The sequence below is a fragment of the Streptomyces sp. NPDC059524 genome, assembly GCF_042749255.1.
Taxonomy (GTDB): Bacteria; Actinomycetota; Actinomycetes; order Streptomycetales; family Streptomycetaceae; genus Streptomyces; species Streptomyces xanthii.
On the sequence record NZ_JBHYTK010000032.1, the window covers coordinates 45,517 to 57,968 of the forward strand.

General features: G+C 72.5%; 10 protein-coding genes. 5 read left to right on the plus strand and 5 right to left on the minus strand.

The features are described from left to right. Positions 1-155: 155 nt before the first annotated feature. Complete coding sequence (locus ACFW9D_RS12330) at positions 156-1,211, minus strand: LacI family DNA-binding transcriptional regulator (RefSeq protein WP_188338778.1); 1,056 nt, start codon at positions 1,209-1,211, stop codon at positions 156-158. A gap of 278 nt (positions 1,212-1,489) precedes the next feature. On the opposite strand from ACFW9D_RS12330, the gene ACFW9D_RS12335 reads away from it, so the two are divergent. The 4 genes from ACFW9D_RS12335 (at position 1,490) to ACFW9D_RS12350 (ending at position 6,576) form a co-directional block, all read left to right on the plus strand. Next, positions 1,490-2,821, plus strand: coding sequence for an ABC transporter substrate-binding protein (locus ACFW9D_RS12335; RefSeq protein ID WP_188338777.1), 1,332 nt, complete (start codon positions 1,490-1,492; stop codon positions 2,819-2,821). A gap of 261 nt (positions 2,822-3,082) precedes the next feature. Continuing rightward, positions 3,083-3,964 (plus strand): carbohydrate ABC transporter permease, encoded by an 882-nt coding sequence (locus ACFW9D_RS12340; protein ID WP_384620863.1) that lies wholly within the window; start codon positions 3,083-3,085, stop codon positions 3,962-3,964. Continuing rightward, complete coding sequence (locus ACFW9D_RS12345; protein ID WP_384620866.1) at positions 3,961-4,887, plus strand: carbohydrate ABC transporter permease; 927 nt, start codon at positions 3,961-3,963, stop codon at positions 4,885-4,887. The genes ACFW9D_RS12340 and ACFW9D_RS12345 overlap by 4 nt, the downstream gene beginning before the upstream one ends. A gap of 228 nt (positions 4,888-5,115) precedes the next feature. Continuing rightward, positions 5,116-6,576 carry a GH1 family beta-glucosidase gene (locus tag ACFW9D_RS12350; protein WP_384620868.1) on the plus strand — a complete coding sequence of 487 codons (1,461 nt, stop codon included), beginning with the start codon at positions 5,116-5,118 and terminating at the stop codon, positions 6,574-6,576. A 168-nt stretch (positions 6,577-6,744) separates the two neighbouring features. Here ACFW9D_RS12350 and ACFW9D_RS12355 read toward each other — a convergent pair whose 3' ends face one another. The 3 genes from ACFW9D_RS12355 to ACFW9D_RS12365 form a co-directional block, all read right to left on the minus strand. Next, on the minus strand, positions 6,745-8,232 hold the full coding sequence (locus tag ACFW9D_RS12355) for a cellulose binding domain-containing protein (RefSeq protein WP_384620871.1): 1,488 nt from the start codon (positions 8,230-8,232) through the stop codon (positions 6,745-6,747). 116 nt (positions 8,233-8,348) lie between these two features. Continuing rightward, on the minus strand, positions 8,349-9,743 hold the full coding sequence (locus tag ACFW9D_RS12360; RefSeq protein WP_188338772.1) for a HAMP domain-containing sensor histidine kinase: 1,395 nt from the start codon (positions 9,741-9,743) through the stop codon (positions 8,349-8,351). Beyond that, complete coding sequence (locus ACFW9D_RS12365) at positions 9,740-10,444, minus strand: response regulator transcription factor (protein WP_188338771.1); 705 nt, start codon at positions 10,442-10,444, stop codon at positions 9,740-9,742. Before ACFW9D_RS12365 ends, ACFW9D_RS12360 begins: the two co-directional genes overlap by 4 nt. A 179-nt stretch (positions 10,445-10,623) precedes the next feature. Here ACFW9D_RS12365 and ACFW9D_RS12370 point away from each other — a divergent pair, with 179 nt between their 5' ends. Continuing rightward, entirely contained in the window at positions 10,624-11,160 is a 537-nt protein-coding gene (locus ACFW9D_RS12370; protein WP_384620884.1) for a hypothetical protein, read from the plus strand. Between the two features lie 25 nt (positions 11,161-11,185). Here ACFW9D_RS12370 and ACFW9D_RS12375 read toward each other — a convergent pair whose 3' ends face one another. Next, positions 11,186-12,079 carry a spermidine synthase gene (locus ACFW9D_RS12375; protein ID WP_384620875.1) on the minus strand — a complete coding sequence of 298 codons (894 nt, stop codon included), beginning with the start codon at positions 12,077-12,079 and terminating at the stop codon, positions 11,186-11,188. Positions 12,080-12,452: the final 373 nt, after the last annotated feature.

Consider the following 12,452-nt stretch of genomic DNA (forward strand, 5'->3'; position numbering starts at 1 on the left):
GCACTGGGGGGGTCTCCCCCTGGGGGCCCCCCACGTGGGGGGGCCCCGGGGGGCGGGGGCAACCCCCCCCCCCACCCCCCCGGCGGGGTCCCCGCCCCCGTCCCGCGACCCGGGGGCCCTTCGGCGTTTCTCCGCGCCTTCCACCGCGCCTTCCTTCAGGAGGACGCCCGGACGACCAGTTCCGTCGGGAGCACCAGGTGCCGCTCGGCCCGCCGCCGGGTCGAGGAGCGCAGCCCCTCGGCGGCCAGCGCGATCTCGTCGAGGAGCAGCTCGGTCATCGCGCGGCCCATGTCGCGGGTGGGCTGGCGCACGCTGGTGAGGCCGGGCTCCATGTGGCGGGCGATCACCGAGTCGTCGAAGCCGACCAGGGCGACGTCGTCGGGGATCCGGCGGCCGGCCTCGCGCAGCACCTGGCGGGCGCCGGAGGCCATGAGGTCGGAGCAGGCGAAGACGGCGTCCAGGTCGGGGCGGCGTTCGAGCAGCTCCGTCATGCAGCGGCGGCCGCCCTCCTCCGTGAAGTCCCCGTACGCGACCAGCTCCTCCGTGTACTCGAGGCCGGAGTCGCCCAGCTGGTCCGCGTAGCCGGCCAGACGCCGCTGGGCGCCGTAGACGTCGAGCGGTCCGGTGATGATCGCGACGGCGCGGCGGCCGCGTCCGGCGAGGTGGTCGACGGCGGAGCGGGCGCCCGCGTAGTTGTCGGTGTCGACGGAGGGCAGTGGCTCGTCCGCCGAGCGGGGGCCGCTGATCACGGTGGGGATGTCCATCTGGAGCAGCCGGTCGGCGAGCGGGTCGTCCGAGTGGACCGAGACGAGGAGGACGCCGTCGACGCGGTGGGCGGCCAGATAGGCGGCGAGCCGGTCCTGCTCACGCTCGCCGCGGGCGAAGGTCAGCAGGAGCTGGAGGTTCGTCTCGGCGAGGGCCACGCCGACGCCGCCGACCATGCCGGAGAAGTACGGCTCGGAGAAGAAGCGGGACTCGGCCTCGGGGACGACGACGGCGATGGAGTCGGTGCGGTTGGCGGCGAGGGCTCGGGCCGCCGTGTTCGGCACGTAGCCGAGTTCGGCGACGGCCTCCTCGACGGCGGCGCGGGTGCGGTCGCTGACCCGCGGCGATCCGTTGATGACGCGGGAGACCGTGCCCCGGCCGACGCCGGCCCGGGCCGCGACCTCCTCGAGGGTCGGACGCCTGCCGTGAGTGCCGCGAGCCACCATGACTCCTACCTCCCCAAGTCTCACGCGGAATCTAACAGCCCGATAACCGCGCGAACGTCGTGCTGCACAGTCTCTTGACACCCCGTGGCCGGAGCGCGAACCTTCAACACATCACTTGTGGGAGCGCTCCCACACCACCGGTCGCGTACAAGAGCCGCACATTCTCCGCCCGGGTGCCACGCCGCGAGAGCACCGGCACCGCATGCTGAGGGGCAACCGGCCGGGATCGGCACGTCAGAGCACTTGAGCACGTGAACCTGAGCATCTTGGAGGACGCAATGCGCACGACTGCCCGTACGTCCCGACGCGCGACGACCCTCGCGGTCGTCGCCGCCCTGGCCACAGGGCTGCTGGCCGGATGCGCGACCGACGCGGACGACGGCGGCTCCGGCGGGGGTTCGGGCGGAGGCGCCGGCGGCAAGGGCGGCACGACCGTCACCATCGGCACCTTCGGCGTCTTCGGCTACAAGCAGGCCGGTCTGTACGACGAGTACATGAAGCTGCACCCGGACATCACCATCAAGGAGAACGTCACCACCCGGACCGACGTCTACTGGCCCAAGACCCTGACCCGGCTCCAGGCCGGATCCGGCACCGACGACATCCAGGCGATCGAGATCGGCAACATCACCGAGGCCGTCCAGACGCAGGGCGACCGGTTCGTCGACCTCGGCAAGGAGGTCGACGCCTCCCAGTGGCTGGACTGGAAGAACGCGCAGGCCACCACCAAGGACGGCAAGCTCATCGGGCTCGGCACCGACATCGGCCCGATGGCGATCTGCTACCGCAAGGACCTCTTCGAGAAGGCCGGCCTGGAGACCGACCGCACGAAGCTCGGCGCCATGTGGAAGGGCGACTGGAACAAGTATGTCGACGTCGGCAAGCAGTACATGAAGAAGGCCCCCGACGGCACGAAGTTCGTCGACTCGGCGTCCTCCGTCTACAACGCGGCGCTGGGTGGCGAGAAGGAGCGCTACTACGACAAGGACGGCAACGTCATCTGGGACAAGTCCAGCGGCGTGAAGGCGTCCTGGAACGCGGCCATGGAGGTCGCCACGAGCGACATGTCGGCCAAGCTGAAGCAGTTCGACAAGCCGTGGGACCAGGGCTTCGCCAACGCCAAGTTCGCCACCGTCGCCTGCCCCGCCTGGATGCTCGGCTACATCCAGGAGAAGTCCGGCAAGAGCGCCGAGGGCAAGTGGGACGTGGCGGCCGCCCCGACCGCCGCAAACTGGGGCGGCTCCTTCATCGGCGTGCCGAAGGCGAGCAAGCACCAGAAGGAAGCCATCGCCCTGGCCAAGTGGCTGACCGCGCCCGAGCAGCAGGCCAAGGTCTTCGGCAAGCAGGCCAGCTTCCCGTCCACGCCGAGCGCCTACGGCTCCCTCGAACCGCAGGCCGCGACCACGAAGTTCTTCTCCGACGCCCCGCTGACCCAGACCTTCTCCGACTCGGCGAAGACCATCCCCGTCCAGGTCTTCGGCGTGAAGGACCAGCCGATCAACACGGCGATCACCGACACCGGCATCCTCCAGGTGGAGCAGAAGGGCAAGTCGCCCGCGCAGGGCTGGGAGGCCGCCACCAAGGAGGTCAAGGACGTGCTCGGCCAGTGAACGGCTCCGACCAGGCTCTCGCGCGGTCCGCGTCGAGCGCCGACGCCGCGCCCCCGGGGGCCCCCCGCGCCCGCCCGGGGCGGCGCCGGCGGGGGGAGGCCGCGGCGCCCGGGCCCCCGCGCCCCCCCGCGGGGGCCCCGCGCGGCGCCGCGGGCGCGGGGCCGCGGGGGCGCGGCGGGGGGGGCCCCGCCCGGGCGGGCACGCCCCCCCGCCCCGCCGGGGGCCCCCGCGGGGGGCCCCCCCCGGCTGTACCGCTGGGACATGAAGGCGTCGCCGTACGCGTTCATCGCCCCCTTCTTCATCGTCTTCGGCGCCTTCTCCCTGGTGCCGCTCCTCTACACCGCCTGGTACTCGCTGCACCACGTGCAGCTGTCCGCACTGGACCAGCAGACCTGGGCCGGCCTGGACAACTACCGGAACCTGTTCTCCTCGGAGTTCTTCTGGAACGCCCTGAAGAACACCTTCACCATCGGCCTCCTGTCGACCGTGCCGCAGCTGGCCGCCGCGCTCTGGCTCGCGCACATGCTCAACTACCGGCTGCGCGGCTCCACCGTCTGGCGCGTCGTCATGCTCACCCCGTACGCCACCTCGGCCGCGGCGGCGACGCTCGTCTTCGTGCTGCTCTTCGCACCGGAGAGCGGCATGGTCAACTGGGCGCTGGACCTCGTCGGCCTCGACCCCGTCAACTGGCGCGAGTCCGGCTGGGGTTCGCAGGCGGCGGTCTCCTCCATCGTCGTCTGGCGCTGGACCGGCTACAACGCGCTGATCTACCTCGCCGCGATGCAGGCCATCCCCACCGACCTGTACGAGTCGGCGGCGCTCGACGGCGCCGGACGCTGGCAGCAGTTCCGCCACGTCACCATCCCCATGCTGCGCCCGACCATCCTCTTCACGGTCGTCGTCTCCACCATCGGCGCCACCCAGCTCTTCGCCGAACCCCTGCTCTTCGGCGGGGTCAGCGGCACCAAGGGCGGCTCCGAGCACCAGTACCAGACGCTCGGCCTGTACATGTACGACCAGGGCTGGATGGTCGGGAACCTGGGCAAGGCCTCCGCCATCGCCTGGTCGATGTTCCTGATCCTCCTGGTCGTCGCCGCGCTCAACCTGCTGATCTCCCGACGCCTGAAGAGGTCCTCCCGATGACCATCAGTGACGTGACGCCCCCTCGGGCGGGGGCCGAGAAGGAGCGCGCCGGCGCTCCCGGACCGGCCGCGCGGGCCCCGCGCCGACGGGTCATGGGCGCGGGCAAGCAACTCCACGCCGGCCCGCTCACCTACACCGTCCTCGTCCTCTTCGCCCTGGTCTCCCTCGCGCCGCTGGTGTGGACGGCCATCGCCGCCTCCCGCACCAACACCCGGCTCGCGCAGACCCCGCCGCCCTTCTGGTTCGGCGGGAACCTCTTCAAGAACCTGGAGACCGCCTGGGACCAGGCCGGTCTGGGCACGGCGATGCTCAACTCGATCTTCGTCTCCTCGATGATCACCGTCGGCACGGTGCTCTTCTCGACCCTCGCCGGCTTCGCCTTCGCCAAGCTCCGCTTCCGCTTCTCGACCACGCTCCTGCTGCTCACCATCGGCACGATGATGGTGCCGCCGCAGCTCGCCGTGGTGCCGCTGTACCTGTGGATGACGGACCTCGGCTGGGCCAACCACCTCCAGACCGTCATCCTCCCCACCCTCGTCAGCGCCTTCGGCACGTTCTTCATGCGGCAGTACCTCGTGCAGGCACTGCCCACCGAACTCATCGAGGCCGCGCGGGTCGACGGCGCGAGCAGTCTCCGGGTCGTCTGGCACGTCGTCTTTCCCGCGGCGCGGCCGGCCATGGCGGTGCTCGGGCTGCTCACGTTCGTCATGGCCTGGAACGACTTCCTCTGGCCGATCATCGCGCTCAACTCCGAGAACCCGACGGTGCAGGTCGCGCTGAACCAGTTGGGTACCGGCTACATCCCGGACGACTCGGTGATCATGGCCGGGGCGCTGCTCGGGACGCTGCCGCTGCTGCTGGCGTTCCTGCTGTTCGGCAAGCAGATCGTGGGCGGGATCATGCAGGGCGCGATCAAGGGGTGACCTTGAGCTCCGCTCGGAGCGGGATCCGGGTCCGCCGTGGCTGGTTGCGACTGAGGCCCGACCGCGGGCCGGTGGGGGCTGGTCGCGCAGTTCCTCGCGCCCCTGAAATGCAGACCCTTCGGGTCGCATTTCCCCGATGCCCCCGCCCCCGGCGACCCACCACACCCCTACGACGACACCCGCCCCCAACCCCCGGAACACCCTCAACCCCTATGGGAGCGCTCCCCTATGACGACCACTGATCACAACACCCGGACCACCACCACTCCCGCCCCCCACACCCGTTTTCCCGAATCGTTCCTCTGGGGGTCCGCCACCGCCGCGTATCAGATCGAGGGGGCCGTCCGGGAGGACGGGCGGACACCCTCGATCTGGGACACGTTCAGCCACACGCCGGGGAAGGTGCTGGGCGGGGACACGGGGGACGTCGCCGTGGACCACTACCACCGGTGGCGGGACGACGTACGGCTCATGGCCGACCTCGGCCTGACCGCATACCGCTTCTCGGTGGCGTGGCCGCGCGTGCAGCCCACCGGGCGCGGGCCCGCCGTGCAGCGCGGGCTCGACTTCTACCGTGCCCTCGTCGACGAGCTCCTCGCCCACGGGATCACGCCCATGGCGACCCTGTACCACTGGGACCTGCCCCAGGAGCTGGAGAACGCCGGCGGCTGGCCCGAGCGCGACACCGCGTACCGGTTCGCGGAGTACGCCGGGCTGGTCGGCGAGGCGCTCGGGGACCGCGTCGAGCGCTGGGTGACGCTCAACGAGCCCTGGTGCAGCGCGTTCCTGGGCTACGGCTCGGGTGTGCACGCCCCGGGCCGCACCGATCCCGCCGCCGCGCTGCGCGCCGCCCACCACCTCAATCTCGGGCACGGGCTCGCCACCTCGGCGCTGCGCTCGGTCCTGCCGGCCCGCGCGGGCATCGGGATCAGCCTCAACCCGAGCGTGGTCCGGTCCCTCACCGGCTCTCCCGCCGACCTCGACGCCCGGCGCCGGATCGACGCGCTCGCGAATCGCGTCTTCACCGGGCCGCTGCTCGAGGGCGCCTACCCGCAGGACCTGATCACCGACACCGCGCGCGTGACGGACTGGTCCTTCGTGCAGGACGCGGATCTCGCCTCCATCCACCACCCCCTCGACTTCATCGGCATCAACTACTACACACCCGCCGTCGTCTCCGGCCCCCGCGGTGACCAGGACGGCGACAACGCCAGGCTCGACGGTCACGGCGCCAGTGACCACTCCCCCTGGCCGGGCTCCGACGACGTCGTCTTCCATCGGGCGCCCGGTGAACTGACCGCGATGAACTGGTCGGTGGATCCGACCGGCCTCACGGACCTTCTCCTTGAGTACACCGCTCAGGCCCCCGGGGTTCCGCTCTACGTGACAGAGAACGGAGCGGCCTACGAGGACACCGTCGACGCCGACGGCCACGTCCACGACCCCGACCGCATCCGCTACCTCCACGCCCACCTCTCCGCCGTCCACGAGGCCGTCCGCCGGGGCGCCGACGTCCGCGGCTACTTCCTCTGGTCGCTGCTCGACAACTTCGAGTGGGCGTACGGGTACAGCAAGCGCTTCGGCGCGGTCTACGTCGACTACGCGACGCAGGACCGCATCCCCAAGTCCAGCGCCGGCTGGTACTCCCGGGTCGCCCGCGCCGGCGTCCTGCCCGCGCTCGACGACTGATCCCCGGGAGGCGCGGGAGCAGGACAGGCGTGAGCCCCGGCCGGGTGGGGGGTTTCTCCGGCCGGGGCTCGTTCCCCCGTAGGGCGATGGCTCAGTAGGACACTCGGCAGATCTCAGCAGGACCCAGCCGGACGATGGTTCAGCCTGGCAGGCGAGGCGGATCGGTCGTCAGTTGAAGGCGGCGAACGCCTTCTGGAAGGCGTTCGCGCCCTGCTCGATCGAGCTGCAGGTCGGGTCCGCGGAGTTCTTGGCGCCGCCCGCGCACTGCTTGTCGCGGGTCGCCGACCACATCGACAGGCCGCCCAGACCCTTGGACTTGGCGAAGGAGACGAGCTGGCCGGCGTCCTCGACCTTGAAGATCTCGGTGTTCACGTCGTTGACGCCGATCATCGGGGTGACCGCGACGGCCTTCCAGGCGGCCGCGTCGGACAGTCCGAGCGCCGTCTTGATCTGCGCCTGCGTGGCGGTCGCCGCCTGCTCGGCGTAGGTGCCCATGTCGCCGCTGTACGAGGCCCCGTAGTCCATCGCCATGATGTTGACGAGGTCGGTGCGCACGCCGTTGGACTTGGCGTTCTTCAGGAAGTTCACGCCGTCCGAGGTGAGGCCCTCGGGCATGACGGGCAGCGTGAAGGAGACGTTCAGCTCCGGGTTCTTCTTCTGGAGCGTCGCGATGGCCTGAGCCCGCTCGGTGTTGGCCGCGGTGTCGGGCAGGGCGCCGCCCTCGATGTCGAAGTCGACCTTGGTGAGCTTGAACTGGTCGATGACCTTCTGGTACGCGGCGGCGAGATCGCCGGACGAGCCGCAGGCCAGGGCGAGTTCGGTGCCGGAGGCGCCGCCGAAGGAGACGCGGACGTCACCGCCCGCCGCGCGCAGGGAGCCGATCTGGGCGGCGACCTCGTCGCTGCCGAGGTCGGTCACGCCGCCCCACTTCGGGACACAGGAGCCGCCGGAGGTGATGAAGGCGAGGTTGTACTCCTTGACGCCGGTCGCCTTGGACGAGGCCACCAGGTCGAACTTCGGGTACAGCGAGGTGTCCACGTACGGCGCGAATCCGGCGCTCGCGGCCGAGCCGGAACCGGAGTCCGGCGCCGAGGTGGACGGGGACGGGCTCGGCGGCGTGGACGTGGACGCGGAGGGCGAGGCGGGCGAGGAAGTGGAGGCGCTCGGGGCCGGGCTGCTCGGCGTCGCGGAGCCGGTGGGGCGGCCGGACGGCTCGGGCGTGGCCCCGCCGTCCACGGAGCACGTGGCGTCGTTGATGAGGCAGGACTTCGGGGCCGCGTCGCCGGACACGACGAAGCCGACGGTGACGGACTTGCCGGCGGCGAGCCCGCCCTTGTCCCAGGCGGCGGGCTTCACGGTGACGTGCTGTCCGGAGACGGTCGACTCGGCGTTCCACAGCGAGCCGAGCCTGGTGCCGGAGGGCAGGTCGAACTCCAGCGTCCAGTCGGCCTGGGCCTGGTCCGTGCTGTTGGTGATGACGTACTGGCCGGTGTAACCGCCTTCCCAGCTGCTGGTCTTGGTGAAGGCGGCGCCCACGGAGGCCGCGGACGCGCTGGAGGCGAAGAGGAACGCGCCGCCGCCCACGACGGCCGCGGCGACGACGCCGCCGATCGCCTTGTTCCTGCCGCTGATCCTGCGCCGGTGCGTGCTGCTCATGGCGTGCCTGCCTTACCTGTACGGGAGGGGGGTTGTGGTGACGCGGCAGCACGCTAGCGATCCGGAATCGCTCAATTCGGGCAACAGGGAACGGCGTTGAGGATCTTAAAGTTGACTTAAGGGAGGGATCGGGACCGGTTAAAGGTAGAGACCAATCCTTTACGTTCCCGGCCTCGGTGTCCGCGTCGGCGCGGCACCGCACCCGGCCGTCCGGTCTGCACCCAGATACGCACCTCGGTCCCGCCGAGCACGGACGCGCCGATACGTACGTCGCCGCCGGTCGCCTCGGCGAGCCGGCGCACGATGTCCAGGCCGAGCCCGGTCGACCCGTCGCTGCCCGAGCCCGCGCCGCGCGCCATCGCGGCCTCCGGGTCGGCGATTCCGGGACCCGCGTCCGACACGAGCACGATCACGGCGTCCTCCCCGCTGTGCACGTCGACGGCGAACGCGGTGCCCTCGGGGGTGTGCCGGAAGACGTTGCCGAGCAGCGCGTCCATCGCCGCGGCCAGCTCGCCGCGCGCCACGGGGATCCGTACGGGCCGCTCGACGCCCGCGACACGCACCTTGCGGCCCTCGTCCTCGGCCAGCGCCGACCAGAAGTCCATGCGCTCGCGGATCACCTCGGCGGCGTCGCAGCCGGCGCCGGGCCCGGCCGCGGCGGTCTGCGGCTTGGCGTCGCGGGCCGTACGGATGATGGTGTCGACCTCGCGCTCCAGTTGCTCGACGGCGACCCGGGTCTGTTCGGCGGCGGGCCCGTCGCCGAGCGAGGCCGCGTTGAGCCGGAGCACGGTCAGCGGCGTGCGCAGGCGGTGGGACAGGTCGGCGGCCAGCTCGCGCTCGTTGGCGAGGAGCTGGACGACCTGGTCGGCCATGGAGTTGAACGCGACGGCAGCGAGCCGCAGTTCGGTCGGACCGTCCTCGGGCACTCGCGCCCCGAGCCGGCCCTCGCCGAGGTCGTGGGCGGCGCCGACGAGGCGCTGCGCGGGCCGCACCATGCGTACGCCGAGCCGGTCGGCGACGGCCACGGACCCGATGATCAGGGCGATGCCGACGCCCGCGAGGACGACCCAGGCGGTCGTCACGCCGTTGGTGACCTCGCCCTGGGGCACGTAGACCTCGACGACGGCGATCTTGCCGGTGCTCACGGCGATCGGCTGAAGCCAGACCGAGCCGCCGGGCACACCGGCCGTGCGGGCCTGCCGGATGTCCGCGAGCCGGTCCGTGTCCACACGCAGCCTGCCGAGCCGGATCTCCGGGTTGCCGCCGCCCGCCGGGACGTACACCGACATACGGTCCCCGCCGCCGGTCTGCGCGGTGGCGAGGGCACGGACCAGCTGGTCGCGGTCGGTGGTGATGGAGAGGGTGGTGCCCATCGCGGCGGCGGTGCGCTCCGCGTTCGAGAACGCCCGGTCGCGCGCCATCTCCTTGATGACGAGCCCGAGCGGCACGGCGAACGCGACGACGACCATCGTGGTCACGGCCAGGCACACCCGGACCAGCGCCCACCTCACGGGGCGGAGTCCGCGGCCGGGGGTTCGAGCTTCACGCCGACGCCGCGCAGCGTGTGCAGATAGCGCGGCCGGGCCGCCGTCTCACCCAGCTTGCGGCGCAGCCACGACAGGTGGACGTCGATGGTCTGGTCGTCGCCGTACGACTGCTGCCACACCTCGGCGAGCAGTTCCTTGCGGGGGACGACGACGCCGGGCCGGCCCGCGAGGAAGGCGAGCAGGTCGAACTCGCGGCGGGTCAGGTCGAGGCGGGCGCCGTCCAGCTCGGCCTGGCGGCGCAGCGGGTCGACGGACAGGCCGCCCACCCGGATGACCCGCGAGGGCGGCTCGGCGTGGGCGCTGCCGCGGGCCCGGCGCAGCACGGCGGCCATCCGCGCGGACAGGTGCTCGGGCGAGAACGGCTTGGTGAGGTAGTCGTCCGCCCCGTCGTTGAGCAGCCGGACGATCTCGGACTCGTCGTCGCGGGCCGTGGCGATGATGACCGGTACGTCGGTGATGCCGCGCAGCATCTTGAGCGCCTCGGCGCCGTCCAGATCGGGCAGGCCGAGGTCGAGGATCACGACGTCGAAGCGGTGATGGGCGACCTCGCGCAGCGCCTCCAGGGCCGTGCCGACGCTGCGCACCGTGTGGGCGGCGTCGGTCAGATGCCGGATGAGGGCCGAGCGCACGAACTGGTCGTCCTCGACCACGAGCACACTTGCCATGGGCGGCACCGTACGCCATCCGTACTCCGTACGGGCGATGCCGGTCGTCCCTGGGGGCGGGCTCCGGGGCGCGGGACAGGGGTGGCGGGTGTGGTGCAGTATGGCCCGCGATGCCGACGAACCCGCCTCCGCCGCCCGCCCCGGCGCACGCCCAGGACCCGCCCGGGGATTCGCGCGCCGTGCGGCGGGGGCTCGTGCACTCGGTGGCCTGGCTGCTCGCGACGGGCGCCGCGGTGACCCTGTCCTGGTGGGGCGTGCACACGGTGATGGCCGGCACGGTGTACGACCCGCCGCGGGCGCTCCCCGTCGTCGGTGCCGTCGCCTCGGAGTCTGCCCCTCCGGTCTCCTCCTCCACGCACCGCCCGGGCCCGGCACCGTCCCGTTCCGCGTCCTCGTCCTCCGCTGCCGGGAAGTCCGGCCGGCCGACGCCGAAGCCGTCCACCGTCTCGCCGAAGCCCAGCCGGTCCGTGCCGCCCGCGAACGCGGGGAGCACCGGGAGTGTGAAGAGTTACGAGACGGCCGGCGGCCGGGCCGTGTTCGACCTGGGCGAGCGGTCGGCGACGCTGGTGTCGGCGACGCCCGGGGCGGGGTGGTCGGTGCAGGTGTGGAAGCAGACCACCTGGATCCGGGTCGAGTTCACGTCCGGCGCGGACCGGGTGTCGGTGTTCTGCACGTGGCACGACCACGCGCCGTCGGTCGAGATCGCGACGTACTGAGACGGAGCGGGAGCCGGGCCCGCCGCTACCGGAACACGGAGGCGGGCGGGGCCGGCGACGCCTTGGCCGAGGTGTCCGTCACCGCCGGAGCGCCGCCCGCGAAGTCGAGCAGACTGCGCCCGTGCTCGACCCGTCCCGGGTGCGGGTCGCCCGCCGCCCGCCGGGTCAGCTCGGCGACCGGCAGCGGCAGCGCGGACGCGACCAGCACCGCGTTCCCGAAGCGCTTGCCCCGCAGCACCGTCGGGTCGGCGACCAGGGCCAGTTCGGGGAAGACGGCCGCGGCGGTGGCGATCTGCCCGCGCAGATGGGCCAGCGGCGGGCCGTCGGCGAGGTTGGCGACGTAGGTACCCGAGGGCCGCAGCACGCGCCGCACCTCGGTCAGGAACTCCGTACTGGTGAGGTGGGCGGGGGTGCGGGCCCCGCTGAACACGTCCGCGACCAGTACGTCGGCCCAGTCGTCGGGCAGCTTGGCGAGGGCCTCGCGGGCATCGGCGGTCCGTACGCGGATCCGGGCGCCGGGGTCCAACGGCAGGGCCGTACGCACCAGTTGGACGAGCGGACCGTCGCGCTCCACGACCTGCTGCGTGGAGCGGGGCCGGGTCGCGGCGACGTAACGGGCCAGGGTGAAGGCGCCGCCGCCCAGGTGCACGGCCTGGACCGGGCGGCCCGGGTCGGCGGCCAGGTCGATGACGTGGCCGATGCGGCGCTGGTACTCGAAGGAGAGGTGGGCGGGGTCGTCCAGGTCGACGTGCGACTGCGGGGCGCCGTCCAGGAGCAGGGTCCAGCCGGCGGGCCGGTCCCGGTCGGGTATCAGCTCGGCGAGCCCCCCGTCGACACTCTCCACCACGGACTCCCGGGCCCCTCGCCCTCCCCCGCCACCACTCCTGCTCCCCTGCTGCTTCCCACGCGACCTGGCCATTCGCCCATTATCCGCCGGGTGACCCGGGTCGGCGCGACAGCCACCCACCTCCGGCGCCGGGCAGGACGGCGACCCGGGGAGGGGCTCCCGGGGGGGGGCGGCGCCGGTGGCGAGGCTGGCGGGGGGCTTCGGCTCTCGGTGCCGGGGGCGGGGCCGGCGGCGAGACGGGCGGGAGGGGGTGGCTTCGGCTCTGCGTCGAGTGATGCCGGGTGCGGCGGCTAGGGGACGGCCCGTGCGCCGGCGGCGCCGCAGCTGACGCCCGACGATCGCGCACTCGGCGCCGGGGTGCCGCCTTGCCCACCCGTGCCGCCCCAGGCGGCAGACTGCCCAAGGCTAGGGCGTGTGCCGAAAGTCCCGTCGTCCGGCCGAAGGG

Bases quoted from the DNA above. Each gene is read 5' to 3' on its own strand.
- ACFW9D_RS12330 (WP_188338778.1), bottom strand. From the start codon at position 1,211: ATGGTGGCTCGCGGCACTCACGGCAGGCGTCCGACCCTCGAGGAGGTC.
- ACFW9D_RS12335 (WP_188338777.1), top strand. From the start codon at position 1,490: ATGCGCACGACTGCCCGTACGTCCCGACGCGCGACGACCCTCGCGGTC.
- ACFW9D_RS12340 (WP_384620863.1), top strand. From the start codon at position 3,083: ATGAAGGCGTCGCCGTACGCGTTCATCGCCCCCTTCTTCATCGTCTTC.
- ACFW9D_RS12345 (WP_384620866.1), top strand. From the start codon at position 3,961: ATGACCATCAGTGACGTGACGCCCCCTCGGGCGGGGGCCGAGAAGGAG.
- ACFW9D_RS12350 (WP_384620868.1), top strand. From the start codon at position 5,116: ATGACGACCACTGATCACAACACCCGGACCACCACCACTCCCGCCCCC.
- ACFW9D_RS12355 (WP_384620871.1), bottom strand. From the start codon at position 8,232: ATGAGCAGCACGCACCGGCGCAGGATCAGCGGCAGGAACAAGGCGATC.
- ACFW9D_RS12365 (WP_188338771.1), bottom strand. From the start codon at position 10,444: ATGGCAAGTGTGCTCGTGGTCGAGGACGACCAGTTCGTGCGCTCGGCC.
- ACFW9D_RS12375 (WP_384620875.1), bottom strand. From the start codon at position 12,079: ATGGCCAGGTCGCGTGGGAAGCAGCAGGGGAGCAGGAGTGGTGGCGGG.